Below are 25097 nucleotides of genomic sequence, written 5' to 3'. Positions count from 1 at the left end.
ACCCTCTACATCTGTAGTGTCTGCTCTATGGATGTAGAGGAACAGCGAACCGCCGTGGTGGCCGGCGGCGGGATCGGCGGGCTCGCCACCGCCGTCGCCCTGACCCGGGCGGGATGGACGGTGACGGTCCACGAGCGGTCCGCGACCGGGAAGCCGATCGGCGCGGGACTGATCCTGTGGCCGAACGCGGTCCGGGCCCTGCACGCCCTGGGCCTCGACGAGGCGCTGCGGGCCCGGGCGGTGGCGCTGCCCGGTTCGGGGGTGCGGCGGCCCGACGGGCGCTGGCTGTCGCGTACCAGAAGTGCTGAAGTGATCGCCCGGCACGGGTGCTCCCAGCTGGCGATCACGCGGGCCGACCTGGTGGAGATGCTCACCTCCGCGCTGCCGTCCGGCTGCCTGCGGCTGGGCTCGACGGTCACCTCCGCCGACCCCGGCGGCCCGGACCGGCAAGCCGTCGTCGCGTGCGGTGACCAGCGCGTCTCCGCCGATCTGGTGGTCGCGGCCGACGGCGTCAACTCCCGGCTGCGACGGCTGCTCCTGCCGGATCAGCCGCCGGCCGAGTACCGCGGCTATGTCGGCTGGCGGGCCTTGGTGCACGCCCCGGCGATCACCGTCGAGGCGGCCAGCGAGACCTGGGGCCGGGCCGAGCGGTTCGGCGTCGTCCCGATGGGCCGGGGCCTGGTCTATCTGTACGCCACCGCGAACACCGCCGCCGGCCGGCCGCTCGGCGACGAGCTGTCCGAGCTGCGCGCCCGGTTCGGGCAGTGGCACGAGCCGATCCCGGCGCTGCTCGACGTGCTCGCGCCCGGCGACCTGCTGCAGCACGACATCGTGGCGGTCCATCCGGCGCTGCGGCGGCTGCACCACGGCCGGGTGGCACTGCTCGGCGACGCCGCCCACGGCATGGAGCCCAACCTCGGCCAGGGCGCCGGCCTGGCCATCGAGGACGCCGTGGTGCTGGCCCGCGCGCTGGCCGACGGCTCCTCGACGGCCGACGGGCTCGCCGGTTACGACCGGGCCCGGGTCGCCCGCGTCGCCCGGCTCGCCCGGCAGTCGCGCCTGCTGGGCCGGCTCACGCAGAGCCCCTCCGCCGTCGTCGGCGCGCTGCGTGACGGTGTCGCCGGGCTGATCCCGGACCGCTTCGCGGTGCGCGGGTTCGACGACGCCGCGGGGTGGCGGCCGTGAGCCCGCGCCGACGTGCCTGCGCCATCGGCGCCTGGTCGCTGGTCGTCACCGGCGTCGTCCATGCCGCCGCGGTGGCGGCGGGCGCCGGCGAAACTGATTCCCCGGTCGAGCGGCTGGCCGACACGCATCTGGTCATCGCCGGCCTGGATCGCTCCCTGTGGCAGCTCTTCACCGGGTTCAGCCTGGCGATGGCCCTGTTCATCGTGGGCCTGGGAGCGCTGAACCTGCTGGTGCTGCGCCGGGCGCCGGAGCTGTTCCTCGACGGCCGGGCCGTGATCGTGCTCAACCTCGGCATCGTGGTGCCGGCGCTCGCGCTGTCCGTCCTGTTCTTCCCGCCGCCGCCGATCGTGCTGCTCGGGGTCGGTGGCGTGGCCTTCGGCTACGCGCTGGTCGCCAGGTCGAGCGCGGCGAGGTAGCCGAAGGTCAGGGCCGGTCCGAGCGTCGCGCCGGCCCCGGCGTAGCTGCGGCCCATCAGCGCGGCGCTCGCGTTGCCGGCCGCGTAGAGGCCGGGGATGGCGGTGCCGTCCGGGCGCAGCACCCGGGCGCGCTCGTCGGTGCGCAGCCCGCCCTTGGTGCCCAGGTCGCCGGGCACCATCCGGAACGCGTAGAACGGCGGGTGGGTCAGCGGGCCCAGGCACGGGTTGGGGCGCTGCCGCGGGTCGCCGTAGTAGCGGTCGTAGGCGGAGTCGCCGCGCCCGAAGTCGTCGTCGTGGCCGCGCGCCGCGAACTCGTTGAACCGCCGGACCGTGCCGCGCAGCGCCTCGGCCGGCACGTCGATCCGCCAGGCCAGCTCGTCCAGCGTGTCCACCCGGTGCGCGATCCCGGCCGCGAACCACCGGCGCGGCAGCGCGGCGCGCGGCCCGCGCCCGGCGAACAGGTAGCGGTCGCGGTAGGTCTGGTCGGCGATCAGCCAGGCCGGCAGCCGCACGCCCGGGCCGAGCATGGCGTGCACGGCGTCGACGTAGGGCGCGGCCTCGTTGACGAAGCGCCGGCCGGTGCTGTCGACCATCAGGCAGCCGGGCTCGTTGCGCTCGGCGAGGCAGAAGTAGGGCCCGCCGGTGAGCGGGATCGACGGCCCCCACCAGGCCTCGTCCATCAGGTCGAGCGCGGCGCCGGCCCGCTCACCGGCCTCGATGCCGTCACCGGTGTTGCCGCTCGCCCCGACCGTCCACTCCGTCCCGACGTCCTGATACTTGCGGCGCATCGGCTCGTTGTGCTCGAATCCGCCGCTGGCCAGCAGCACCCCCCGCCGGGCGCGGAAGCTCTGCCGGCCGGACACCACCCCGGCCACCCGGCCGTCCTCGATCAGCAGGTCGGTCATCGGCGTGCCGAGCAGCACCTCGACACCGGCGGCGCGCAGCCCGGCCCGCAGCCCGGCGGCGAGCGCCTGTCCCATGGTCAGCTTCCGCCGCCGGGACAGCCGCGCCAGCAGGCCCCGCGCGGCCAGTCCGGCCGCGGTGCGGACCGCCCGCGGGTGCCGGGTGCCCAGCGCCAGCCAGCGATAGTCGACCTGGGTGACCACGAAACCATCAGGCGCTTTCTGGTACGGCGGAGCCAGCGTCCCCAGGTCCGCCCCGACCCGCCGGACATCCAGCGGCCGGGGCTCGATGCTGCGCCCGCCCGCGCGCCCGCCCGGCGCCTCGGGGTAGTAGTCCGGATAGCCGGGCACCCAGGCGAAGTCGAGCGGGGTGTGCGCCCGGACGAACGCCAGCATCTCCGGCCCGGCGGCCAGGAAGGCGTCCCGTCGTGCCGCCGGCACCTCCGGCCCGGCGACGTGCGCCAGGTAGGTCCGGGCGTCCTCGGGGCTGTCGGTCACACCGGCCCGGCGCAGCACCTCGTTGCCCGGCACCCACAGGCCGCCGCCGGACCGGGCGGTCGAGCCGCCGTACGTCGCGGCCTTCTCCAGCACGACCGCGCTCAGCCCGTGGTGTGCCGCGGTCAGCGCCGCCACCAGACCGGCGCCGCCGCTACCGATCACCACCAGGTCGAATGTCATCGCCACTAGAACAGGTTATAGTTATTCGGCATCGAGCACCACTGATCGGAGGCGCGGTGACCGAGACAGCTGACGTCCTGGTGGTCGGCTTCGGCGCGGCCGGGGCGTGCGCCGCCATCGAGGCCGCCGACGCGGGCGCCCGGGTGCTGGTGCTCGACCGGTTCGGCGGGGGCGGGGCCACCGCGATCTCCGGCGGGGTGGTCTACGCCGGTGGCGGCACCCGGCAGCAACGGGCCGCCGGGGTGCGCGACACCCCCGGGGAGATGGCCGACTACCTGCGCGAGGAGGTCGGGGACACGGTCGCGGCCGGCACCCTGCGGCGGTTCTGCGAGCAGAGCGCCGGGATGCTCGACTGGCTGGCCGGGCTCGGGGTGCCGTTCGACGCGCGGTTGTGTCCGTACAAGACGTCGTACCCGACCAACCGGCACTACCTGTACCTCTCCGGGAGCGAGACGGCCTTCGGCCAGTCGGCGGCCCGGGGGCACCGGGTGCTGGCCCGCGGCACCTCCGGCCGGCTGCTCCACCGCCGGCTCGCCGCCGCGGTCCGCGACCGGGGCGTGGTGGTGCGCACCCAGACCCGGGCCGAGCGCCTGGTCACCGACGCGGACGGGCGGGTGACCGGGGTGGAGTGCCGGACCCTGACCGGGTGGGCGCGGCTCGGGCACCGGGTGCTGCACCGCTGGTCGGTGAAGCCGGGCCTCTACCTGCCCGGGCTGGGCCGCGCGCTGCACCGGCCGGTGGCCTGGCTGGAGAGACGCCACGGGCGCCCGCTGCGGATCTCGGCGGGCAGCGTGATCCTGTGCGCCGGCGGGTTCGTGTTCGACCGCGAGATGATGCGTGAGCACGCCCCGGACTACCGGGGTGGTTTGCGGCTCGGCACGCGCGGCGACGACGGCTCCGGGATCCGGCTCGGTGTGGCGGCCGGTGGCGCCACCGCGCACCTCGACCGGGTGAGCGTCTGGCGGTTCCTCAGCCCGCCCTCGGCCATGCTCGACGGGCTGCTGGTCGACCGGGACGGCAGGCGGGTCGGCGACCCGGCCCGCTACGGCGCGGCGGTCGGCGAGGCGATCCTGCGCTCGCCGGGCGGCCAGGCCTGGCTGCTGCTGGACGCCGCCACGCTGGCCCGCTGCCGCCGCCAGGTGTGGTCGCAGACGCTGTGGTTCCAGCGCTGGCAGGCGTTGTGGCTGCTCACCTTCGGGCACGTCACCGGCCGGACGCTGGCGGCGGTCGCCCGGCGGGCCGGCGTCGACCCGGCCGGGCTGATCGCCACCGCCGGGCCGGCCACGGGGCCCCCGCCGTACGTCCTGATCGATGTCTCGGTCCGGAACCGGACCGCCTTCCCGGCGCCGATGCTCACCCTCGGGGGTCTGCGGGTCGACGAGGAGACCGGGCAGGTGCTGGGCGTGCCCGGCCTCTACGCCGCCGGGCGCACCGCGGTGGGCATCTGTTCGCGCAGCTACGTGAGCGGGCTGTCGCTGGCCGACTGCGTCTTCGCCGGGCGCCGGGCCGGACGCAGCGCCGCCGCCGTCCCGGACCGGGGAGGCCGGCATGCTGACCGACGCTGACCGGCTCGCGCTCGCCGACCGGCTGCGCGCCGCCGAGCGGGACCGCAAGCCGATCCCGCCGCTGGTGCGGGAGCGGCCGGACCTGACCGCCGCCGACGCCTACGCGATCCAGCTGGTCAACATCCGCCGCCGGGCCGGCGCCGTGGTCGGGCACAAGGTCGGGCTCTCGTCGAGGGCGATGCAGCAGATGATGGGCGTCGAAGAGCCGGACTACGGGCACCTGATGGCCGACATGCGGCTGTCCGAGACCGAGCCGGCCGATCCGGCGCGCTACTGCTACCCGCGGGTCGAGATCGAGGTGGCCTTCCTGCTCGGCGCGGACCTGCCCGGCGCGGACTGCACCGAGCGCGACGTGCTGGCGGCGACCGAGTTCTTCGCGCCGTCGATCGAGCTGATCGACAGCCGGATCGAGGACTGGGCGATCAGCCTGGCCGACACGATCGCCGACAACGCCTCGTCGGCCGGGTTCGTGGTCGGCGCCGGCCGGGTCCGGCCCGGTGAGATCGACATCCGGGGGATCGACGCGGTGCTCCACCGGGACGGCGAGCCGGTGGCGCGCGGCCGGTCGGACGCGGTGCTCGGCAACCCGGTGACCGCGGTGGCCTGGCTGGCCCGGACGGTCGCCCGGTTCGGGGTGCGGCTGCGCGCCGGTCATCTGGTGCTGCCGGGGGCGTGCGCCCGGGCGGTCGACGCGCACCCGGGATCGGTCTTCCGCGCGGAGTTCACCGGCCTCGGTGACGTGCGGCTGTCCTTCGCCGGAGGTGCCGGATGCTGACGGCGGCCATCGTCGGGTCCGGCAACATCGGCACCGACCTGCTCCACAAGCTGCTCCGCTCGACGGCGATCGAGCCGCGCTGGATGACCGGGATCGACCCGGACAGCCCGGGGCTGCGCCGGGCGGCCGGCCTCGGGCTCGCGGTCAGCGCCCAGGGCGCCGCGTGGCTGCTCGCCCAGGATCCGCTGCCCGACCTGGTCTTCGAGGCCACCTCGGCGGCCGTGCACCGGGCCTGGGCGCCGCGCTATGCCGAGGCCGGGATCCGCGCGATCGACCTGACCCCGGCGGCGGTCGGGCCGCTCGTGGTGCCGTCGGTGAACCTGCGGGAGCACCGGGACGCGCCGAACCTCAACCTGATCACCTGCGGCGGGCAGGCGACCGTTCCGATGGTCCACGCGGTCTCCCGGGTGACCCCGGTGGCGTACGCCGAGATCGTCGCGACCGTGGCGTCGCGGTCGGCCGGGCCGGGGACCCGGGCCAACATCGACGAGTTCACCCGGACGACCGGGCGGGCGCTGGCCGAGGTCGGTGGCGCGGCCCGGGGCAAGGCGATCGTCGTGCTCAATCCGGCCGATCCACCGCTGGTCATGCGGGACACCGTGTTCTGCGCGATCGGTCCGGACGCCGACCGGTCCGCGATCCGCGCCTCGATCGTGACGATGGCCGCCGAGGTGGCCCGTTACGTGCCCGGCTACCGGCTGCTCACCGAGCCGCAGTTCACGGACGGGCGGGTGGCGATCCTCCTCGAGATCTCCGGTGCCGGGGACTTCCTGCCGGTCTTCGCCGGCAACCTGGACATCATGACGGCGGCCGCGGCCCGGGTGGGCGAGGAGGTGGCGAGGTGAGCACCGACATCCGGATCACGGACTCCTCGCTGCGGGACGGCTCGCACGCCAAGCGGCACCAGTTCACCGTCGACGAGGTGACCTCGGTGGTGGCGGCCCTCGACGCGGCCGGCGTGCCGGTGATCGAGGTGACCCACGGCGACGGGCTGGGTGGGTCGTCGTTCACCTACGGGCTGTCGCGGACCCCGGAGCAGGAGCTGATCAAGGCGGCCGTCGCGACCGCCACCCGCGCCCGGATCGCGTTCCTGATGCTGCCCGGGATCGGACTCTTCGACGACATCCGCGCGGCGGCCGGCAACGGCGCCACGGTCTGCCGGATCGCCAGCCACTGCACCGAGGCCGACCTCACCGTGCAGCACTTCGGGCTCGCCCGCGAGCTGGGCCTGGAGACCGTCGGGTTCCTGATGATGGCCCACTCGCAGCCGCCCGAGGCGCTCGCCGCCCAGGCCCGGATCATGGCCGATGCCGGCTGCCAGTGCGTCTACGTCGTCGACTCGGCCGGCGCGCTGGTGCTCGACCAGGTCGGCGACCGGGTCGCCGCGCTGGTGGCCGAGCTCGGCGACGACGCCCAGGTCGGCTTCCACGGCCACGAGAACCTGGGCCTGGGCGTGGCCAACTCGGTCCTCGCGGTGCGGGCCGGCGCCCGGCAGATCGACGGCAGCACCCGCCGGTTCGGCGCCGGTGCCGGGAACACGCCGGTCGAGGCGTTCGTCGGGGTCTGCGACAAGCTCGGCATCCGTACCGGCGTGGACTTCTTCGCCATCGTCGACGCCGCCGAGGACGTGGTCCGCCCGGTCATGCCGGACGAGTGCACATTGGACCGGCTCGCCCTGATCATGGGCTACGCCGGGGTCTACTCCAGCTTCCTGACGCACGCCTTCACGCTGGCCGAGCGCTACCGGGTCTCCGCCGCCGAGATCCTGGTCCGGGCCGGCCGGCGCCGCCTGGTCGGCGGCCAGGAGGACCAGCTGATCGACATCGCGGTCGAGCTCAGTAGTAGGTGACCGAGACGTGGTCGCTGCGGGCGACCGACTGGCAGGCCAGCACGTAACCCTCGGCGAAGTCCTCCTCCTCGAGGATCTCGTTGGTGATCATCTCGACCTTGCCGGTGAGCAGCCGGCACGCGCACGCGCCGCAGTGGCCCTGGCGGCAGGAGAACGGCGGGTTGAGGCCGGCCTCGATCACCACGTCGAGCATCCGCTTGCCGGCCGGCCAGGGCAGCTGGTGGGTCTGCCCGTCCAGCTCCACCTCGAGGGTGGCGTCGCCGGTGAGCACCCGCTCCAGCGCGAAGCGCTCGACCCGCACGCGATCATGCGGGACTCCGGCTCGCTGCAGCGCGTCGCGGGCGATCATCACGAACGGATCAGGACCGCAGACGTACGCCGGCAGCCCGCTCTCCGTGATCAGCGCGGCGAGCCCGGCCGGCGTGGGAGCGCCGCGCTCGCTGTCCAGCCAGTGCGTGACGCTCAGCCGGTCGCCGTGGCGTTCCGCGAGGCCGGCCAGCTCGGCGGCGAAAATGACCGAGTCCGGATCCCGGTTCGCGTAGACCAGGGTGAGCCGCCCGCGCCCGCGCGCGAGCACCGACTTGACGATGGCCATCACCGGCGTGATCCCGCTGCCCCCGGCCAGCAGCAGCAGGTCGTCGTCGAGCGACTCCGGCACGAAGTCCCCGGCCGGCGGCAGCAGCTCGACGGTCTGGCCGGCGCGGACGTGGTCACAGATCCAGTTGGACGCCAGCCCGTCCCGGACCCGCTTGATGGTGATCTTCAGGTCCTCGCCGGTGTCCGGTGAGCTGGCCAGCGAATAGCACCGGGCGACGCCCTCGACCAGCACCGTCACATACTGCCCCGGCCGGTAGGCGAAGGCCGCGGCCAGCTCCGGCGGCACGGCGAGCACCAGCGAGCACGCGTCGGCGGTCTCCGCGATCACCTCGGTGACCCGCAGCCGGTGGTACATCAGGGCACGTCCAGGCGTCCGGCGCGCACCGCCCGATCGATGCTGGCGCGCAGCCCGGGGCAGGTCGGCACGAGCGCGCCCAGGTCGGTGGCGCACTGCCGGACGGCCGCGGTGCTCCACTGCACGCTGGTCTGCTGCGGGCTGGACTTGCGGACCCGGACCACGGCGGCGCAGCGCTCGCAGACCAGCTCGGTCAGGCCGCCCTCCAGGAACTCCTGCCGCTCGGTGAGCGCCCCGGTCATGGCTGCTTCTCGAGGTTGGCCCGCACCTCGGCGGTCCAGGTCTGGACGGCCCGGGTGGTGTCCACCTCGAACTCGTAGCGGGCCACCATGTCCTCGGTGACGTCCTCGACGTCCACATAGAACTGCTCGTACCACCGGCGGAGCTGGTAGACCGGCCCGTCCTCGGCGCAGAGCAGCGGGTTGTCGATCCGGGTCTTGTGCTTCCAGATCTCCACGTCCTGCTCGAAGCCGATCCCGATGCTCTTGGAGAACTTCAGCGCCGCCTTCGCCGCCTGCTCGCCGGTCAGGCCGGGCAGCCGCTTGACGATCACACCCCACTGCAGCACGAACGAGTCCGGCGTCACCGGGTAGTGGCAGTTGATCAGCACCGACTCGACGTCGACGCCGCGATAGTTGTTGACCAAGTAATCGATCATGTACGACGGACCGTGGTACGCCGCCTCGGAGCGCAGCGTCGCGTCCCCGGCCTGCTTCGCCGTGAACGGCACGTCCGGCCGTGGCCGGGTCTCCAGGAACTGTGCCGCCACCTGCCCCTCCAGCACGTTCTTGAAGAACGTCGGGAAGGCGAAGTGGATGTAGAAGAAGTGCGCCATGTCGACCACGTTGTCGATCACCTCGCGGCAGTTGGCGCCGTCGATCCGGATCGAGTCCCAGGTCCAGGTGCTCCACTCGTCGGAGAAGGCGCCCTCGATCCGCGGGATGGTCACCTCCGGCGGGGGCGGGGCGCCCTGCGGATCGTTCCAGACGAACAGCTGCCGGTTCTCCTCCATGACCGGCCAGGAGCGGGTGCGGGCGCGGGGCGGGACGCGATGCGCGTACGGCACCGCGGCGCACCGGCCGTCGCCGCGCCACCGCCAGTCGTGGAACGGGCAGGCGATCTCGTCGCCCTTGACCGTGCCCATCGTCAGGTCGCCGCCCATGTGCCGGCAGTACCCGTCCAGCACGTGCAGCGCGCCCGCCGAGTCGGCGAAGACCACCAGCTTGGTGCCGAACGCCTCGATCGCGTGCGGCTGCCCGTCCCGGAACGGCTCGGCCAGCCCGAGGCAGTGCCAGCCCCGGGCGAACCTGGTCGGCGGGACCCCGGTGTCGATCGTGCGTGCTGTGTCACCGACCATGCCGATTCCTTAGCTAGCTCATTAAGTAGAACGTGTTCTAGTATAGGTGTCCTGCGGTGAGCCGGCCAAGCCGATGCGAGGTGATCTCATGGAGGGCGCCACAGCGGTCGCGTCCGGGGTGCGGGAGTTGTTACCTGTTCTCCGTGACCGGGCACAGGAGACGGAGGACCGCCGGACGATCTCCGCCGAGACGATCAAGTCGCTGGCCGCCACCGGCTTCTTCCGGTTGCTGCAGCCGGCCCGGTTCGGCGGCCACCAGGCCGACCCGGTCACCTTCTTCGGCTGCGTGCGCGACCTCGCCGCGGCCTGCGGGTCCACCGGCTGGGTCGCCTCGGTGATCGGCGTGCACAACTGGCAGATGGCGCTCTTCCCCGATCGGGCCCAGCAGGACGTCTGGGGCGACGATCCGGGCACGCTGATGTCCTCGTCCTACGCCCCGACCGGCCGGATCGAGGCGGTCGACGGGGGATACCGGGTGTCCGGCCGGTGGAGCTTCTCCTCCGGCAGCGACCACGCGAGCTGGGTGCTGCTCGGCGGCATCGTGCCCGGCGCGGGCGACACCCCGGCCGACTTCCGCACCTTCCTGCTGCCGGCCGCCGACTACACGATCGAGGACGTCTGGCACACCATCGGGCTGCGCGGCACCGGCAGCAACGACATCGTGGTGGCCGGCGCGTTCGTCCCGGCGCACCGGTCGCTCAGCTTCGCCGACACGGCCCGCTGCGTCTGCCCCGGTCAGGAGCTGAATACGGCGCCGCTCTACCGGATCCCGTACGGGTCGATCTTCCCGTACACGATCACCACCCCGATCATCGGCATGGCCACCGGGGCGTACGACGCGCACGTCACCTACATGCGCGAGCGGGTGCGCGCCGCCTACGCCGGGGTGCGCGCCGCCGAGGACCCCTACTCCCAGGTGCGGGTCGCCCGGGCGGCCGCCGACGTGGACGCCGCCTGGCTGGCCCTGACCGCCGACATGACCGAGCTGATGGCGCTGGCCGCCGCGGGGGCGAAACTGCCGATGCGGCTGCGCCTGCGGGTGCGCCGGGACCAGGTGCGCGGCACCGAGCTGGCGATCACCGCGGTCGACCGGCTGTTCGAGAACTCCGGCGGCCGGGCGATCTACACCAGCCACCCGATGCAGCGCTACTGGCGGGACGCGCACGCCGGCCGGGTGCACGCGATCAACGACCCCGAGCGGGCGCTGTCCATGTACGGGCGCGGCGAGTTCGGCCTGTCCGTCGCCGACGCGATGATCTGAGGCCGCCATGACACTCTCCTTCCACCGGGCCGGGCCGACCGGCGCGCGTCCCGTCGTCCTGCTGCACGGCGGCGGACCGGGCGCCTCGGCGATGGGCAACTTCGCCCGCACCCTGCCGGTCTTCGCCAAGACCTTCGACACGCTCGCCGTCGACCAGCCCGGTTACGGCGACTCCGAGCTGGGCGAGCTGACCGGGCAGTACTTCACGCACGCCGCCGACGCGCTCGCGGCGCTGCTCGACGAGCTCGGCCTGGACCGGGTCGACCTGATCGGCAACTCGCTGGGCGGCGGCACCGCGGTGCGGTTCGCGCTGAACCACCCGGCCCGGGCCGGGAAGCTGCTGCTGATGGGTCCCGGCGGGCTCGGCCTCAACGTGTTCGCCGCCGACCCCACCGAGGGGGTCAGGCGGCTCGGCGCGGTCGGGGCGGCGCCGAGCCGGGAGCGGATGGCCGCGTTCCTGCGCACGCTGGTCTTCGACCCGGCGCTGATCACCGACGAGCTGATCGACGAGCGGCTGGCCGCCTTCAACGCGGTGAGCATGCGCGCCATGGGGGCCTCCTTCACCGGCCCGGCCTTCGAGGAGGGCCTGCTCTGGCGCGAGGCGCACCGGCTGCGCAACGAGGTGCTGCTGGTCTGGGGCCGGGAGGACCGGGTCAACCCGCTCGACGGCGCGCTGGTCCCGCTCAAGCTGATCCGCCGCTGCCGGCTGCACGTCTTCGGCGGCTGCGGCCACTGGGCGCACCTGGAGAGGTTCGACGAGTTCAACCGCCTGGCGTTCGACTTCCTGGAAGGGGACCGGTCGTGAGCCTGATCCGATCGCTCGGCTACCTGCGGGTCGAGGCCACCGACGTGCCCGCGTGGCGGCAGTTCGGGGTCAAGGTGCTCGGCATGGTGGAGGGCCGCGGCCCCGAGCCGGACGCCGCGTACCTGCGGATGGACGACCTGCCGGCGCGGATCGTGGTGGTGCCCGGCGACCGTGACCGGCTCGCCGCCAGCGGCTGGGAGCTGGCCTCTCCCGCGGCGCTCGGGCAGCTCGTCGGCGTCCTGGAGTCGGCCGGGGTCGGGGTCAAGCAGGCCGGCGCCGACGAGCTCGCCGCCCGGCGGGTGGCCGGGATGATCAGCGTCGACGACCCGTCCGGCAACCGGCTGGAGTTCTTCTGCGGGGCGGCCCTGGACACCCGGCCGGCGATCAGCCCGTACGGCACCAGGTTCGTCACCGGCGAGCAGGGGATGGGGCACGTGGTGCTGCCCGCCTTCGACGACGAGGCGGCGCTGCGCTTCTGGACCGAGATCCTCGGTTTCCGGCTGCGCGACTCGATGCGGCTCGACCCGGCGATGATCGGCCGGCCGCCCAGCGACCAGCCGTTGTGGATGCGCTTCCTGGGCTGCGGGCCGCGGCACCACAGCGTCGCCCTCGCCCCGATCCCGGCGCCCACCGGCCTGATCCACCTGATGACCGAGACCGCGTCGATCGACGACGTGGGCCGCGCGATCGACCGCTGCGCCCGGAACAAGGCACCGATGATCTCCACGCTTGGCCGGCACGCCAACGACAACATGATCTCGTTCTACGTACGGACGCCCAGCGGCTTCGACATCGAGTACGGCACCGCCGGGCTGACCGTCGACGACGCCACCTGGGTGGCCCGGCAGACCACCGCGCACAGCGTGTGGGGGCACCGGTTCTCCGGGGCGGGGCACGGGTGACCGTCGTCCCGGCGGAGGTGGACGCCCGCGAGTTCCGCCGGGTGTTCGGCCACTTCTGCACCGGCGTCACGGTGATCACCACGGTGGGGCCGGCCGGCTTCGCGTGCCAGGCCTTCGCGCCGCTGTCGCTGGACCCGCCGCTGGTGCTGTTCTGCGTGCGGGCCGGCTCGCGGACCTGGCGGCGGATCCGGCAGGCCGGGCTGTTCGGCGTCAACGTGCTGGCCGAGGACGACCACGAGCTGTCCCGCGCGTTCGGCGTCCCCGGGACGGACCGGTTCGACGGGGTCGCCTGGAGTCCCTCGCCGTCCGGCGCGCCGATCCTGCACGCGGCGCTGACCTGGGCGGAGTGCGAGGTCGAGGCGGTCCACCCGGGCGGCGACCACCTGATCGTGGTGGGCCGGGTGCGGACCCTCGGCGAGTGCCGCGACGGCGGTCCGCTGCTCTTCTTCAAGGGCCGGTACCGGTCCGCCGCCCCGCCGGCGCCGTCGGCCGGCACCGAGGTGGTGGACACGCTGCTGGCCTGGCCGCGCCACACCGACTGGATCTAGCGCCTGTTTCGGAGGCCGGCCGAGTGCGAGGCGCGCTCCTGGCCACGCCGCAGCCCCGGTCGGCCTCCGAAACAGGCGCTAGGTGACTGGTGTTAAACGCTGGTTTGTCACTCGCGTGATGGATATAGCTTTGCTTCTATTTTAGATAGTTTGCTGGGATGACGTTGGGTAGGGCGTCGCAGCAGTCAGGCCTTGCCGACCCGATCAGCCGGTTCTGCGGGGACGTTCTCGCCCCTAACTCGATCTTCGTGTTCCTGCACGAGCATCGGGACCGGCTGTTCCCGGATGGCCTGTTCGCTGACCTGTTTGCGCAGGTCGGGCGGCGGTCGGTGCCGCCGTCGGTGGTCGCGACGGTGATGGTGCTGCAGCGTCTGGAAGGGTTGTCGGATCGGGAAGCGGTCGACCGGTTCACCTTCGATGCCCGCTGGCGGTACGCGGCCGGGGTCGGTGACTGGGACACCGGCCGGGTCGGGTTCGTGCACACGGTGCTGGTCGACATGCGCGAACGGCTACGCCGCTCGCCGCGTCCGGACCGGATCTTCGAGGTGGCGCTCGCCGCGGCCCGCCAGGCGGGGCTGTTGGGCCGGCGCCGGGTCCTGGACTCGACACCGTTGTATGACGCAGTTGCCACGATGGACACGATCACGCTGCTCCGCTCGGCGATCCGCGGCCTGCTCACCGCCGCCGGCCGTGACCTGGCCGCTGAGCTACGCAGCCTGCTGACCAGCGGCGACGACTACACCAGCACCGCGAAACCCGTGGTGGACTGGGACGACAAGACCGCCCGGGAAGCGGTGATCGACTCCCGGGCCCGGGACGGCTATGCCCTACTCGCCGCTCTTGACGGCCGTGAAGAACTTCCGGCACCAGTCGCTGAGGCGATGACGTTGCTGGCCACCGTGCTGGGTCAGGATCTGGAAACCGGCGACGACGGCAGGCTGCGGATCGCCCGCAAAGTCGCCGCCGACCGGGTGATCTCCACCGTCGACCCGCAGGCCCGGCACGGCCACAAAACCCAGCACCACGGCTTCGACGGCTACAAAGCCCACCTCGCCATCGACCCGGACAGCGAGATCATCACCGCCACCCAGGTCACCGCGGGCAACACCGGCGACGCCGCAGCCGCCCCGAACCTGATCACCGACCTCACCAGCGCACCCGCCGACGACTGCGACACCACACCGGCCGGTGACCCAGCGGTCTACGGCGACAGCGCCTACGGCGCCGGCGAAGTCCTCGCACTGCTGCACCACGCCGAGATCGACATCAAAACCAAGGTCCAAGCCCCGGTCGCCCCCGGCGGCAAATTCACCAAGGACCAGTTCACCGTCAACCTCGACAACGCCACGGTGACCTGCCCGAACCAGGTCACCACCACGATCCGCCCGATCACCGGCCATGACCGGCACGCCGGCCAAGCCGACTTCGGCGCTGCCTGCACCGACTGCCCGCTACGCCCGCAATGCACCACAGCGAAAACCGGCCGGCACATCACCATCAGCCGCTGGGAAACCCACCTGGCCGCCGCCCGCACCCGACAGACCGACCCCGCCTGGAAAGCCGACTACCAAGCCACCCGACCCAAAGTCGAACGCAAGATCGCCCACCTGATGCGCCGCCGCCACGGCGGACGCCACGCCCGCATGCGCGGACTCCACCGCGTCGCCGCCGACTTCACCCTCCTAGCAGCCGCCACCAACCTCGCCCGCCTCGCCGCCCTCGGCCTCACCCACCAACTCCAAGGCTGGGCCCTCACCTGACAGTCGGAACCCACCGTTCACCAGCAACTCTCCAACCCGCCAACAGGACAAACCCCGACCCACAACCACCGCTCAACAACAACGCGGGCCGATCAAGACTCTGATCAACCCGCGTTTAACACCAGTCACCTAGCGCTCCTCCTCGCCGCTGCCCGAGCGCCGCGGGCGTGTCAGCCGCCGGCCGGCTCGATCGCGGCCATCACCAGGTCGACCAGGGCGTCGGCGTAGGGCTCGGTGAGCGGGCCGGTGCGCAGCAGCCACCGGTGGTAGATCGGGCCGAACAGCAACTCGACGACCTGCTCCAACGGCGCGTCGGGCCGGACCCGCCCGGCCGCCCGCGCCGACTCCAGACGGGCGCGGACCGCGTCCAGCTGCGGGCGCAGCAGCCGATCGCGGACCTGACCGGCGAGGTCGTCGTCGGCCAGCGTCTCGATGGTCAGCGCCCGGGTGGTCGCCGACAGCGTCGGGTCGGCGAACTCGGCGACCGTCGCCCGGATCACCGCCCGCAGGTCGGCCCGCAGGTCGCCGGTGTCGGGCAGCTCCACCACGTCGGGGAAGGTCTCCACCACCGCGTCCAGGATGATCGCGCCCTTGCCGCGCCACCACCGGTAGATGGTCGGCTTGCCGACCCCGGCCCGGCTCGCGATCGCCTCGATCGTCAGATCGGCGTAGCCGGACTCGGCGAGCAGCTCCAGCGCGGCGGCCAGGATCGCGCGGCGGGAGCGCTCGTTGCGGCGGGCGGGTTGCGGGCTCACCCGACGGACCCTACCCGAGACGTTACGTCTCGTGTTGACAGGCCCGCCGGGTCGTGCCAGTCTTGGTGAGACGAAACGTCTCGTAACGTAAGGGAGAACCGTCGTGGCTCACATCGCCGTCGTCAGCATTCCGGCCTACGGGCACGTCAACCCGAGCCTGGAGATCGTCCGCACCCTGGCCGGCCGCGGCCACCGGGTCACCTATGCGAACACGGAGGCGTTCCGCGAGGTCATCGAGAGCACCGGCGCGCGGCTGAGACCCTACGAGTCGACGCTGCCCGGCGCCGGCGACGCCTGGACCGACGATCCGATCGACCAGCTCACCCTCTTCCTGGACGACGCGATCGCGATGCTGCCCCAGCTGCGCGCGCTCTACGACGACGACCGGCCGGACCTGTTCCTCTACGACATCGCCGGCGCCCCGGCCCGGCTGCTCGGCGAGCAGTGGGGCATCCCGGCGGTGCAGCTGTCCCCGACGTTCGTGGCCTGGGACGGCTACGAGCGGGAGACCGCCCCGATGGTCGAGGCGATCCGGGCCGACCCGCGCGGCGCCGACTACTACCGGCGCTTCGAGCGGTGGCTGGCCGGCAACGGTTCCGCGGTGACCGACAGCATCGCCTTCCAGGGGCGGCCGGCCCGCAGCCTGGTGCTGATCCCCAAGGCGCTGCAGCCGCACGCCGACCGGGTGGACCCGGCGGTCTACACCTTCGTCGGCCCGGTCCTCGGCGACCGGTCGATCCAGGGCGACTGGGTGCGCCCGGCCGGCGCGGAGAAGGTGCTCCTGGTCTCGCTCGGCTCGGAGTTCACCCGGCAGCCGGAGTTCTACCGCCGTTGCGTCGCCGCCTTCGGCGACCTGCCCGGCTGGCACGTCGTGCTGCAGATCGGCCGGCACGTCCCGGCCGCCGAGATCGGTCCGGTCCCGGCCGGCGTCGAGGTGCACCCGTGGGTGCCGCAGCTCGCCGTCCTGGAGCAGGCCGACGCGTTCGTCACGCACGCCGGCATGGGCGGCAGCAGCGAGGGCCTGCACTGCGGCGTGCCGATGATCGCCGCGCCGCAGGCCGCCGACCAGTTCGCCAACGCCGACCAGCTGGCCGCCCTCGGCGTGGCCCGGGTCGTGGACCCGGCCACGGTCACCGCCGCCGAACTCCGCGAGGCCCTGCTGGCCCTCACCACCGACCCGGCCGTGGCCGACCGCTGCGCGACCCTGAAGGCCCAGACCCGCGCCACCGGCGGCGCCACCCACGCCGCCGACCTCGTCGAAGCCACCCTGGCCACCGGCGTGCGCACGGCATAGCTCAGGCGCGCGGGTATCGTCTGCCGCCGTGAGCCACCCGTCGCCGGACTACCGCCGGTCCGCTGCTGACGGCTGGCTCCCGTCCGAGGTGGCCGCGGCGCTGGTCGGCCACGGCCACCTGGCGCAGGCGCGGCGGCAGGCCGAGAGCGGTGACTGGCACTGCGCGCGCGGGCGCTGGCGCACGCGCCGGCCGCGCGGGACGAGCCGGAGGCCGCGCGCGGGACCGCCGTGCCGCTGGCGGAACTGCTGATCCAGCAGGGCCACGTCGCCGAGGCGCTCGACCGTTCCGCGCCGAAGCGGCCGCGCGGCAGGCGGCGAAGGCGGCGGAGGACGCGAGATTCTGGGATCGGTTCCGTTCCTGGGGCGGCAACGCCGTGGCTATTCGCCGTGCTTCGGGATGGCCAGCGTCCCGATGACAGCGACGGCGGTGAGCAGGAAACCGGCGCGCATCAGCTTCCGCGCGCGGTCGGTCCGGCCCTCGGAAGCGGCCGACAGCGCCATCGCGCCGCACACCGCCCCGGCCGCCGCGGCGCCGAGCGCCAGCAGGGTGAGCACCCGACTCGCCACCTCGAAGGCGAGGACGACGAGGGAGAAGAGCGCGACGCCACCGGCCGGGAGAAGCAGCAGGGCGAAGCCGAAGCCGTAGGCCGTCATCCGCCGTCGGTGCTCCTGGCCGGACCGCGGCCGGAGTGCCCTGGGCGGAGGTTCCGGATTGACGCTCATCGAGTGATCGTAATCAGCCCGGCAGCAGCGTCTCGGCGAGGCGGGTGAGGTGGGTGGCCGGGGGGTCGAAGAGCTGGGCGTCGGCGTGGGCGCGGCGCAGGTAGCGGTGGGCGTCGTGGTCCCAGGTGATGGCGATGCCGCCGTGCAGCTGGACCATCTCGGCGGCGATCGACTGCTGGGTCTCCGAGCAGTGGACCTTGGCCATCGCGGCCAGCGTGGGAGCGTCGGGCGAGCCGGCGGCCACGGCTTCGGCGGCGGTCCAGGAGGCGGTGGTGGCGGCTTCCAGGCTCAGGTGGGCCTCGGCCAGGCGGTGCTGGATCACCTGGAACGAGCCGATCGGGCGGCCGAACTGGACGCGCTGCCGGACGTGGGCGAGGGTCAGCTCGAACGCCCGGGAGGCGGCACCGACCTGCTCGGCGCTCAACGCCACGCAGGCCAGGTCGCGCAGCCAGGACCGCAGGCCGGGGGCGCTGCCGAGCCGGTGGGCGGGCGCGCCGGCCAGGCGGGCCACGGCCAGCGGGCGGGTGCGGTCGAGCACGTCGCAGGACTGCACGGCGACGTCGCCGGCCGCCACCTCCCAGAGCGTGTCCCCGGTGACGGCCAGCAGGAGGCCGGCCGCCGAGGCGTCGAGGACCTGGGTCGCCTCGCCGGTCAACCGGTCCGGTCCCGCGACGTCCCCGTCCGGGAGGAACAGCAGGGTGGCGATCAGGTCGCCGGCGCACAGGGACGGCAGCGGGCCGGTGGCGCCGACCCGCAGCAGGGCCTGGGTGGCCAGCACCGCGCTGCCCAGCATCGGCGACGGGGTGAGCTGCCGGGCCAGCTCGGCCAGCACGACGTGCGACTCCAGGAGGGTGGCGTCCGCCCCGCCGCACGACGAGGGGACCGCCAGCCCGGCGACGCCGATCTCCTTGCACAGTCGTGGCCACAGCGGGTCCGGGCGGTCGGCCACCAGGCCCCGGACGGCGTCGCGCAGCGCCTTGTGGTCGTCGGTCAGGTCCATGCGTCCCCCTTGGCCAGCTCCGCCAGCACCCGGGCCCGGTGGTCGGCCGGGGTGCCCCAGGACAGGCTGAGCGCCTTCACCTTGGTCAGCCAGCGGCCCAGACCGAGCTCCTGCGTGTAGCCGATCGCGCCGTGCACCTGCAGGGCCACGCGGGCGGCCCGGTTCGCGGCGCCGGCGCAGGCGACCTTCGCCGCCGAGACGTCCCGGGCGCTGACGGTCACCGCGGCCGCGTGGAGCAGCGGCCGGGCGAACTCCAGGTCGACCGCGACGTCGGCGAGGCGGTGCCGGACCGCCTGGAAGCGCCCGATCGGGCCGCCGAACTGGGTCCGGGTGCGGGCGTGCTCGGTGGCCGCGTCCAGCAGCGCCCGGCCGGCGCCGAGCAGCTGGGCCGCGCAGACCAGCGCGCCCAGGTTCAGGGCCCGGTCGATCGCGGGACAGGGCTGGGGCGTTCCGGCCGGGGCCACCTCGAACAGCCGCCGGGTGCGGTCCAGCGAGCGGTGACCGGCGCCGGCCCGGGCCAGGCCGGCCAGGCCGCGGCCGGCGAGCAGCACCACGTCGGCGGCGTCCGCGTCGAGGGCGTACGGCAGCCACGGCGGCGCGGCGAGGGTGCCCAGCAGGCTGCCGTCGGCCAGCGCGGGCAGCCACCGGCCGGGCTCGTCGAGGGCGGCCAGGAGAGTGGGCACGGCGGCCAGGCTCTCGGCGGCCGGGCCGGGGACCGCGTGGCGGCCCAGTTGCTCGGCGGCGACCACCAGGTCGGCCGGCTCGGCGCCCTGACCGCCCCAGCGCGCCGGCACGGCGAGCCCGGTCACCCCGGCCTCGGCCAGCGACGACCAGAGCCGCCGGCCGGGACCGTGGTCGCCGGCGGCCCAGGCGTCCGCGGCCGCCGGCACCCCGGACGCGCGCAGCAGGTTGTGCAGCCCGGCGGCGAACGCCGCCTGCTCCGCCGACGGGGTCAGGTTCATCGGGGCAGGCCCAGCGCCCGGGTGGCGACGATGTCGCGCTGGATCTCGTTGGTGCCCGCGTAGATCGGCCCGGCCAGCGCGAACAGGTAGCCGCCGGTCCACGAGCGGTCGATCTCGGCGTGCGGGCCGAGCAGCTCCAGGGCGGTCTCGTGCAGGGCCACGTCCAGGTCCGACCAGCACAGTTTGGTCATGCTGGGTGAGCAGGACGAGCCGCCGAGCGCGTGCAGCCGGTACGCCTGCGCCCCGATCCACGCGTCCGCCACCCGGTCCCGCAGACCCGGGTCACCGGACTCCTGCCACAGCGTCACCAGCCGGCGCGCCGCCGCCGTGAACCGGCCCGGGCTGCGCAGCCCCACCCCGCGCTCGTGCCCGGCCGTGCCCATCGCGATCCGCCACCCGTCGCCGGGCGCGCCGACCACGTCCGCGTCCGGCACGAACACGTCCTCCAGGAAGATCTCCGCGAAGCCGGGACGGCCGTCCAGCTGCCGGATAGGTCGCACGGTGACGCCCGGCGCGCGCAGGTCGAACAGCACGTAGGTCAGCGCGGCCGGACCGGTGCGGAACAGCCCGAACGCCCGGTCCGCCAGCACCGCCCGCGAACTCCACGTCTTCTGCCCGGACAGCAGCCAGCCGCCGTCGGCGCGGGTCGCCCGGGACCGGATCGCGGCCAGGTCGCTGCCCGCCTCCGGCTCCGACCAGGCCTGCGCCCACACCTGCTCGCCGCGGGCCATCGCCGGCAGCACCCGGTCCCGCTGCTCCGCCGTCCCGTCCGCGAACAGCGTCGGGGCCAGCAGGAACAGGCCGTTCTGCCCGATCCGCGCGGGCGCCCCGGCGGCGTGGTACTCCTCCTCGAACAGCAGCGCGTGCAGCGGCGGCGCCGCCCGGCCGCCGTACTCGGCGGGCCACGAGACGACCGCCAGCCGGGCGTCGGCGAGCCGGCGCTCCCAGGCCCGGTGCGCCGCGTTCCCGGCCGGTGTCTCCATGGCGGGCAGCGGCTCGGCCGGAACGTTCGCGGCGAGCCAGGCGCGCACCTCGTCGCGGAACGCCCGCGCGTCGGCGGGAAGGTCGAGGTTCACTCCCGCATCGCCTTCGGATCCAGGCCGGCCAGCGGATCGCCGGTGACCTCGGCGTTGTGCGCGTGCGCGAGGTGGTGCAGGCCGAAGACCGCGTCCATCCCGGCACGCAGGCCCATCAGGTCCTCGCACTGGTTCAGCGCCCGCTTGGCCAGCGCCAGCCCGAAGGGCGGCATCGCCGCGACCCGCTCGGCGAGCGCGATCACCGCCGGTTCCAGGTCCGCGCGGGGCACGACCCGATGGACCATGCCGGTTTCGTACGCCCGGCGCGCGCCGAACCGGTCCCCGGTGAACAGCACCTCCCGCGCGAAACGCGGCCCGAGCACCCAGGGGTGCGCGAAGTACTCCACCCCGGGAATGCCCATCCGCAGCACCGGATCGGCGAAGAACGCGTCCTCCGCGGCGACCACCAGGTCGCACACCCAGGCCAGCATCAGACCGCCGGCGATGCACCCGCCCTGCACCCTGGCGATCATCGGTTTCGGCAGCTCCCGCCATCGCCGGCACATGCCCAGGTAGACCTCGGTCTCGCGGGCCCAGCGACGGTCGGCGCCGGTCCGCTCGGTGTGGTCCCACCAGATCGTGGCGCGCCGCGGGAACGACGTGTCCGCGTCCCGCTCCGGGCTGCCGATGTCGTGCCCCGCGGAGAAGTGCTCCCCGGCCCCGCCCAGCACGATCACCCGCACCTCGGGGTCGTCGACGGCCCGGGCGAAGGCGGCGTCCAGCGCGTAGGTCATCGCCGAGTTCTGTGCGTTGCGGTAGCGGGGCCGGTTCATCGTGACGAACGCGAGCCCGTCCCGGCGTTCGTAGAGCACCTCGTCAGCCATCGGCCGCCTCCGCGCGCAGCAGGTACTTGCGGACCTTGCCGGAGGCGTTGTGCGGCAGCTCGTCGCGCAGCTCGACGCTGCGCGGGATCTTGTAGCCGGCCAGCCGGCCCCGGCAGAACTCGATCACCTCGGGCCCGGTGACCGCCCGCCCCGGGCGGCACACCACGAACGCCCTGCCCACCTCGCCGAGCCGCCGGTCGGGCACCCCGATCACCGCCGACTCGGCGACCTGCGGCAGCTGGGCCAGCACCCGCTCCACCTCGGCCGGGTAGACGTTGAAGCCGCCGCAGATGAACATGTCCTTGAGCCGGTCGGTGATGGTCAGGTAACCGTGCTCGTCGAGCCGCCCGACGTCCCCGGTGTGCAGCCACCCGTCGGCGTCGATCGCCTCGGCGGTGGCCGCCGGGTCGTCGAGGTACCCGAGCATCGTGTTCGGCCCGCGCAGCAGCACCTGGCCGTCCGGCTCGGCGATCCGGATCTCGAAGCCGGCCGCGGCGCGGCCGCAGGTCCCGGCCACGGTCCGGGCGTCGTCTCCGGGACGGCACATGGTGGCCACGACCGCTTCGGTCAGTCCGTACGCGGTGAGCACCTCGGCGCCCAGCTCCTCGCGCATCCGCTCGACCAGCGCCGGCGGCACCGTCGCCGCCCCGGTCACCGCGAGGCGCAGGCTGGACAGGTCGTACCGGCCGGCCGCCGGATGATCCAGCAGGCTGGTGTAGAGGGTCGGCGGCCCGGGCAGCACGGTGATCCGCTCGGTGCCGATCACCTCCAGCACCCGGGCCACGTCGAAGACCGCCTGCGGCACGATGGTGGCGCCGCTGACCAGGCAGGCCAGGATGCCCGCTTTGAGGCCGAAGCTGTGGAAGAACGGGTTGACCACCAGATAGCGGTCGTCCGGGCCGAGCCCGGCGATCCCGGCCCAGGCCTCGGCGACGGCCAGGGACTGCCGGTGCGCGCTCATCACGCCCTTGCTGCGCCCGGTCGTGCCCGAGGTGAACAGGATGTCGGCGACGTCGTCCGGGCGGACCGCCGCGGCCCGGGCGTCGGCCTCGCTCGCCGGCACCGCGTCACCGGACGCGACGAAGCCGGCCCAGCCGTCCGGGACGGACACCACCAGATCGGGCAGCGCGCCGGTGGCCGCGCGCAGGGCGGCCAGGCGGTCCGTGCCGAGGAACGGGCCGACCACGACCAGGGCGCGGGCGCCGCTCCGGTCGATCACGTCGCGGGCCTCGACGGCGGTGAACCGGGTGTTGACCGGGACCAGCGTGCCGCCCGCCCAGCTCACGCCGAGCGCGGTGAGCACCCACTCCACCGAGTTCGGCGCCCACAGCGCGAGCCGGTCGCCGGGCCGCAGCCCGCCGGCGATCAGCGCGCGAGCCACCCGCCGCACCTCGTCACGCAACGCCCGCCAGCTCAGCGGGCCGAGGGCCGGCGCCGAGCCGAAGGAGTCCGCCGCGCGGCGCAGGGCCGCCGGGATCGTCGAGGTCATCCCACCTCCCCGCGCGCCGCCGACGACCGTGGTCAACCAAGCAAGTGCTTGGTAGGGTGAGCCTACGCGTGGAGCGGGAGGCAGACCAGTGGAGGACGACCGGGAGTTCCGGCGGGAGATCCGCGACTGGCTCGCCGCGAATGTCACCGACGAGTTGCGCGGCGCCGGTGGCGCCGGCCGGGAGAGCGAGGCCTTCGCCAGCCGTCTGGAGTTCACCCGCAGGCTGGCCGCAGCCGGGTGGAGCACGCTGGCCTGGCCGGTCGAGCACGGCGGCCGCGGGGCGTCGCTGCGCCGCCAGGTGATCTTCCACGAGGAGTATGCGAGGGCCGGCGCCCCCGGCCGGGTCGACCACATCGGCGTCACCATGGTCGGCCCGACCCTGATCCAGCTCGGCACCGAGCGGCAGCGGGCGCGGTTCCTGCCCGGCATCGCCGCGGCCACCGAGCTGTGGTGCCAGGGCTATTCGGAGCCCGGCGCCGGCTCCGACCTGGCCGCCGTCACCACCCGCGCCGAGCTTGACGGTGACCACTGGGTGCTCACCGGGCAGAAGGTGTGGACGTCGCTGGCGCACGTGGCCGACTGGTGTTTCGTGCTGGCCCGCACCGCGCCGGTCCCGGCCGGCGCCGCCCGGCACGCCGGCCTGTCCTACCTGCTGGTGCCGATGCGGCAGAGCGGTGTCACGGTCCGCCCGATCCGGCAGCTCACCGGGGACAGCGAGTTCAACGAGGTGTTCTTCGACGGCGCCCGCACCGAGCGGGACCTGGTCGTCGGCGAGCCCGGCCAGGGCTGGCGGGTGGCGATGGCGACGCTCGGCTTCGAGCGCGGCGCGGCCACCGTCGGCCAGCAGGTCGGCTTCCAGCGTGACCTGGACGACCTGGTGGCCCTGGCCCGGCGCACCGGCGCGGCCGCCGACCCGGTCGTGCGCGAGCGGCTGACCCGGGCCTGGCTCGACCTGACCGTGCTGCGGGCGCACACCCTGCGGCTGCTGTCCGGGCCGCCGTCGGTGGGCAGCGCCTCCGTGATCAAGCTGCTCTGGTCGCGGTGGCGGCAGGGGCTCGGCGAGCTGGCGATGACCGTGCTCGGGCCGGCCGGGGTGGCGTGCGCCGGCGACCGGGACGGGGAGGTGGACCGCTGGCGGCGGCTGTTCCTGTTCAGCCGGGCGGACACGATCTACGGCGGCTCCACCGAGATCCAGCGCGGCATCCTGGCCGAGCGGGTGCTGGGGCTGCCCCGGCAGGACCGCCGGTGACCGGCCCGCCCGCCGGGCGCGCGCTGCTGGACGGCAAGGTCGTGGTGGTGACCGCGGCGGCCGGGACCGGGATCGGGGCGGCCGTCGCCGAGCGCTGTCTCGCCGAGGGGGCCCGGGTGGTCCTCAGCGATCGCCACGAGCGGCGTCTCGCCGAGACCGGTGAGCGGTTGACGGAGGCGTACGGGAAACGGGTCTTGACCTGGGTCTGTGACGTCACCGAGGAGAGCGCCGTGCGGGCTCTGGTGAGCGGCGCGGCGGCCGGGTTCGGGCGGCTCGACGTGATGATCAACAACGCCGGGCTGGGTGGTGAGCGCGCGGTCACCGAGATGACCGACGACGAGTGGGGGCTGGTTCTCGACGTCACGCTGACCGGGACCTTCCGGTGCACCCGGGCGGCGCTGCGGCAGATGATCGCGCAGGGCGGCGGGGGAGCGGTGGTCAACAACGCGTCGGTGCTCGGCTGGCGGGCGCAGGCCGGGCAGGCGCACTACGCGGCGGCGAAGGCGGGGGTGATGGCGTTCACCCGGTGTGCCGCGCTGGACGTGGCGGCGCACGGCATCCGGGTGAACGCGGTGGCGCCCAGCCTGGCCACCCACCCGCACCTGAGCCGGGTGATCGGTGAGCCGGAGCTGGCCGAGCTGGCCCGGCGCGAGGCGTTCGGCCGGGCCGCTCAGCCGTGGGAGGTGGCGACCGTCGTGGCGTTCCTGGCCAGCGACTACGCCGCCTACCTCACCGGCGAGGTGATCTCAGTGAGCAGCCAGCATCCGTGA

25 protein-coding genes are annotated in these 25097 nt (G+C 74.1%); 14 read left to right on the top strand and 11 right to left on the bottom strand.

Going from position 1 to position 25097, the window contains the following annotated elements:
• Positions 1-27: 27 nt before the first annotated feature.
• Together BJY16_RS43360 and BJY16_RS43355 are read left to right on the top strand one after the other, a co-directional pair.
• Positions 28-1185, top strand: coding sequence for an FAD-dependent monooxygenase (locus BJY16_RS43360; protein WP_185045519.1), 1158 nt, complete (start codon positions 28-30; stop codon positions 1183-1185).
• Positions 1182-1601 carry an LIC_13387 family protein gene (locus BJY16_RS43355; protein ID WP_185045518.1) on the top strand — a complete coding sequence of 140 codons (420 nt, stop codon included), beginning with the start codon at positions 1182-1184 and terminating at the stop codon, positions 1599-1601. Before BJY16_RS43360 ends, BJY16_RS43355 begins: the two co-directional genes overlap by 4 nt.
• Here the strand turns inward: BJY16_RS43355 and kstD are convergent.
• Positions 1565-3181 (bottom strand): 3-oxosteroid 1-dehydrogenase, encoded by a 1617-nt coding sequence (gene kstD / locus BJY16_RS43350; protein WP_185046944.1) that lies wholly within the window; start codon positions 3179-3181, stop codon positions 1565-1567. The two genes, BJY16_RS43355 and kstD, sit on opposite strands and share 37 nt — an antisense overlap.
• Between kstD and BJY16_RS43345 the strand changes: the two genes are divergently transcribed.
• From BJY16_RS43345 to dmpG, 4 genes are read left to right on the top strand one after another with little or no spacing between them, the layout of a single operon-like run.
• On the top strand, positions 3175-4746 hold the full coding sequence (locus BJY16_RS43345; RefSeq protein ID WP_185045517.1) for an FAD-binding protein: 1572 nt from the start codon (positions 3175-3177) through the stop codon (positions 4744-4746). The two genes, kstD and BJY16_RS43345, sit on opposite strands and share 7 nt — an antisense overlap.
• Complete coding sequence (locus BJY16_RS43340) at positions 4730-5521, top strand: 2-keto-4-pentenoate hydratase (protein WP_185045516.1); 792 nt, start codon at positions 4730-4732, stop codon at positions 5519-5521. The genes BJY16_RS43345 and BJY16_RS43340 overlap by 17 nt, the downstream gene beginning before the upstream one ends.
• The gene (locus BJY16_RS43335; protein WP_185045515.1) at positions 5515-6366 is read left to right on the top strand and encodes an acetaldehyde dehydrogenase (acetylating); all 852 of its coding nucleotides are present in this window, start codon (positions 5515-5517) and stop codon (positions 6364-6366) included. Before BJY16_RS43340 ends, BJY16_RS43335 begins: the two co-directional genes overlap by 7 nt.
• Positions 6363-7370 carry a 4-hydroxy-2-oxovalerate aldolase gene (dmpG, locus tag BJY16_RS43330; protein WP_185045514.1) on the top strand — a complete coding sequence of 336 codons (1008 nt, stop codon included), beginning with the start codon at positions 6363-6365 and terminating at the stop codon, positions 7368-7370. Before BJY16_RS43335 ends, dmpG begins: the two co-directional genes overlap by 4 nt.
• Here the strand turns inward: dmpG and BJY16_RS43325 are convergent.
• Genes BJY16_RS43325 through BJY16_RS43315 form a run of 3 tightly spaced genes read right to left on the bottom strand, consistent with a single transcriptional unit; the run spans position 7357 to position 9679 of the window.
• The gene (locus BJY16_RS43325; RefSeq protein ID WP_185045513.1) at positions 7357-8322 is read right to left on the bottom strand and encodes a ferredoxin--NADP reductase; all 966 of its coding nucleotides are present in this window, start codon (positions 8320-8322) and stop codon (positions 7357-7359) included. The genes dmpG and BJY16_RS43325 overlap by 14 nt on opposite strands.
• Complete coding sequence (locus tag BJY16_RS43320) at positions 8322-8564, bottom strand: hypothetical protein (protein WP_185045512.1); 243 nt, start codon at positions 8562-8564, stop codon at positions 8322-8324. The genes BJY16_RS43325 and BJY16_RS43320 overlap by 1 nt, the downstream gene beginning before the upstream one ends.
• Entirely contained in the window at positions 8561-9679 is a 1119-nt protein-coding gene (locus tag BJY16_RS43315) for a 3-ketosteroid-9-alpha-monooxygenase, oxygenase component (protein ID WP_185045511.1), read from the bottom strand. Before BJY16_RS43315 ends, BJY16_RS43320 begins: the two co-directional genes overlap by 4 nt.
• 88 nt (positions 9680-9767) lie before the next feature.
• Between BJY16_RS43315 and hsaA the strand changes: the two genes are divergently transcribed.
• The 5 genes from hsaA (at position 9768) to BJY16_RS43290 (ending at position 14955) form a co-directional block, all read left to right on the top strand.
• Positions 9768-10940, top strand: a complete 1173-nt coding sequence (gene hsaA / locus BJY16_RS43310) for a 3-hydroxy-9,10-secoandrosta-1,3,5(10)-triene-9,17-dione monooxygenase oxygenase subunit (protein ID WP_185045510.1) — start codon at positions 9768-9770, stop codon at positions 10938-10940.
• Positions 10941-10947: 7 nt separating this feature from the next.
• Positions 10948-11745, top strand: a complete 798-nt coding sequence (gene hsaD / locus BJY16_RS43305) for a 4,5:9,10-diseco-3-hydroxy-5,9,17-trioxoandrosta-1(10),2-diene-4-oate hydrolase (RefSeq protein WP_185045509.1) — start codon at positions 10948-10950, stop codon at positions 11743-11745.
• Positions 11742-12647, top strand: coding sequence for an iron-dependent extradiol dioxygenase HsaC (hsaC, locus tag BJY16_RS43300; protein ID WP_185045508.1), 906 nt, complete (start codon positions 11742-11744; stop codon positions 12645-12647). Before hsaD ends, hsaC begins: the two co-directional genes overlap by 4 nt.
• Complete coding sequence (gene hsaB, locus BJY16_RS43295) at positions 12644-13195, top strand: 3-hydroxy-9,10-secoandrosta-1,3,5(10)-triene-9,17-dione monooxygenase reductase subunit (RefSeq protein WP_185045507.1); 552 nt, start codon at positions 12644-12646, stop codon at positions 13193-13195. The genes hsaC and hsaB overlap by 4 nt, the downstream gene beginning before the upstream one ends.
• Positions 13196-13353: 158 nt before the next feature.
• Positions 13354-14955: an IS1182 family transposase gene (locus tag BJY16_RS43290; RefSeq protein WP_185045506.1), complete on the top strand. Its 1602-nt coding sequence runs from the start codon at positions 13354-13356 to the stop codon at positions 14953-14955.
• 170 nt (positions 14956-15125) lie between these two features.
• Here BJY16_RS43290 and BJY16_RS43285 read toward each other — a convergent pair whose 3' ends face one another.
• Complete coding sequence (locus tag BJY16_RS43285; protein ID WP_185045505.1) at positions 15126-15710, bottom strand: TetR/AcrR family transcriptional regulator; 585 nt, start codon at positions 15708-15710, stop codon at positions 15126-15128.
• Between the two features lie 103 nt (positions 15711-15813).
• On the opposite strand from BJY16_RS43285, the gene BJY16_RS43280 reads away from it, so the two are divergent.
• Positions 15814-17004 (top strand): macrolide family glycosyltransferase, encoded by a 1191-nt coding sequence (locus BJY16_RS43280; protein WP_185045504.1) that lies wholly within the window; start codon positions 15814-15816, stop codon positions 17002-17004.
• A gap of 378 nt (positions 17005-17382) precedes the next feature.
• Here the strand turns inward: BJY16_RS43280 and BJY16_RS43275 are convergent, their stop codons facing one another.
• The 6 genes from BJY16_RS43275 to BJY16_RS43250 form a co-directional block, all read right to left on the bottom strand.
• Entirely contained in the window at positions 17383-17658 is a 276-nt protein-coding gene (locus BJY16_RS43275) for a hypothetical protein (protein ID WP_185045503.1), read from the bottom strand.
• An 82-nt stretch (positions 17659-17740) separates the two neighbouring features.
• Positions 17741-18721: an acyl-CoA dehydrogenase family protein gene (locus BJY16_RS43270; protein WP_185046943.1), complete on the bottom strand. Its 981-nt coding sequence runs from the start codon at positions 18719-18721 to the stop codon at positions 17741-17743.
• On the bottom strand, positions 18718-19689 hold the full coding sequence (locus BJY16_RS43265; protein WP_185045502.1) for an acyl-CoA dehydrogenase family protein: 972 nt from the start codon (positions 19687-19689) through the stop codon (positions 18718-18720). The genes BJY16_RS43270 and BJY16_RS43265 overlap by 4 nt, the downstream gene beginning before the upstream one ends.
• Positions 19686-20765 (bottom strand): acyl-CoA dehydrogenase family protein, encoded by a 1080-nt coding sequence (locus BJY16_RS43260; protein ID WP_185045501.1) that lies wholly within the window; start codon positions 20763-20765, stop codon positions 19686-19688. The genes BJY16_RS43265 and BJY16_RS43260 overlap by 4 nt, the downstream gene beginning before the upstream one ends.
• Positions 20762-21589 carry an enoyl-CoA hydratase gene (locus BJY16_RS43255; protein WP_185045500.1) on the bottom strand — a complete coding sequence of 276 codons (828 nt, stop codon included), beginning with the start codon at positions 21587-21589 and terminating at the stop codon, positions 20762-20764. Before BJY16_RS43255 ends, BJY16_RS43260 begins: the two co-directional genes overlap by 4 nt.
• Positions 21582-23078: a FadD3 family acyl-CoA ligase gene (locus tag BJY16_RS43250; protein WP_185045499.1), complete on the bottom strand. Its 1497-nt coding sequence runs from the start codon at positions 23076-23078 to the stop codon at positions 21582-21584. The genes BJY16_RS43255 and BJY16_RS43250 overlap by 8 nt, the downstream gene beginning before the upstream one ends.
• A gap of 88 nt (positions 23079-23166) precedes the next feature.
• Here BJY16_RS43250 and BJY16_RS43245 point away from each other — a divergent pair, with 88 nt between their 5' ends.
• Positions 23167-24327, top strand: a complete 1161-nt coding sequence (locus BJY16_RS43245; protein WP_185045498.1) for an acyl-CoA dehydrogenase family protein — start codon at positions 23167-23169, stop codon at positions 24325-24327.
• Positions 24324-25097 carry an SDR family oxidoreductase gene (locus tag BJY16_RS43240; protein WP_185045497.1) on the top strand — a complete coding sequence of 258 codons (774 nt, stop codon included), beginning with the start codon at positions 24324-24326 and terminating at the stop codon, positions 25095-25097. The genes BJY16_RS43245 and BJY16_RS43240 overlap by 4 nt, the downstream gene beginning before the upstream one ends.

The organism is Actinoplanes octamycinicus (genome assembly GCF_014205225.1).
GTDB classification, from domain to species: Bacteria; Actinomycetota; Actinomycetes; order Mycobacteriales; family Micromonosporaceae; genus Actinoplanes; species Actinoplanes octamycinicus.
This window is presented reverse-complemented; position numbering and strand designations above follow the sequence as displayed.

Excerpts from the sequence above, each read along its gene's own strand:
- BJY16_RS43325 (WP_185045513.1), bottom strand. The coding sequence starts at position 8,322 with ATGTACCACCGGCTGCGGGTCACCGAGGTGATCGCGGAGACCGCCGAC.
- BJY16_RS43255 (WP_185045500.1), bottom strand. The coding sequence starts at position 21,589 with ATGGCTGACGAGGTGCTCTACGAACGCCGGGACGGGCTCGCGTTCGTC.
- BJY16_RS43290 (WP_185045506.1), top strand. The coding sequence starts at position 13,354 with ATGACGTTGGGTAGGGCGTCGCAGCAGTCAGGCCTTGCCGACCCGATC.
- hsaA (WP_185045510.1), top strand. The coding sequence starts at position 9,768 with ATGGAGGGCGCCACAGCGGTCGCGTCCGGGGTGCGGGAGTTGTTACCT.
- BJY16_RS43315 (WP_185045511.1), bottom strand. The coding sequence starts at position 9,679 with ATGGTCGGTGACACAGCACGCACGATCGACACCGGGGTCCCGCCGACC.
- BJY16_RS43320 (WP_185045512.1), bottom strand. The coding sequence starts at position 8,564 with ATGACCGGGGCGCTCACCGAGCGGCAGGAGTTCCTGGAGGGCGGCCTG.
- BJY16_RS43250 (WP_185045499.1), bottom strand. The coding sequence starts at position 23,078 with ATGACCTCGACGATCCCGGCGGCCCTGCGCCGCGCGGCGGACTCCTTC.
- BJY16_RS43345 (WP_185045517.1), top strand. The coding sequence starts at position 3,175 with ATGTCATCGCCACTAGAACAGGTTATAGTTATTCGGCATCGAGCACCA.
- BJY16_RS43265 (WP_185045502.1), bottom strand. The coding sequence starts at position 19,689 with ATGAACCTGACCCCGTCGGCGGAGCAGGCGGCGTTCGCCGCCGGGCTG.
- hsaD (WP_185045509.1), top strand. The coding sequence starts at position 10,948 with ATGACACTCTCCTTCCACCGGGCCGGGCCGACCGGCGCGCGTCCCGTC.
- BJY16_RS43335 (WP_185045515.1), top strand. The coding sequence starts at position 5,515 with ATGCTGACGGCGGCCATCGTCGGGTCCGGCAACATCGGCACCGACCTG.
- BJY16_RS43275 (WP_185045503.1), bottom strand. The coding sequence starts at position 17,658 with ATGACGGCCTACGGCTTCGGCTTCGCCCTGCTGCTTCTCCCGGCCGGT.
- BJY16_RS43360 (WP_185045519.1), top strand. The coding sequence starts at position 28 with ATGGATGTAGAGGAACAGCGAACCGCCGTGGTGGCCGGCGGCGGGATC.
- kstD (WP_185046944.1), bottom strand. The coding sequence starts at position 3,181 with ATGACATTCGACCTGGTGGTGATCGGTAGCGGCGGCGCCGGTCTGGTG.
- BJY16_RS43340 (WP_185045516.1), top strand. The coding sequence starts at position 4,730 with ATGCTGACCGACGCTGACCGGCTCGCGCTCGCCGACCGGCTGCGCGCC.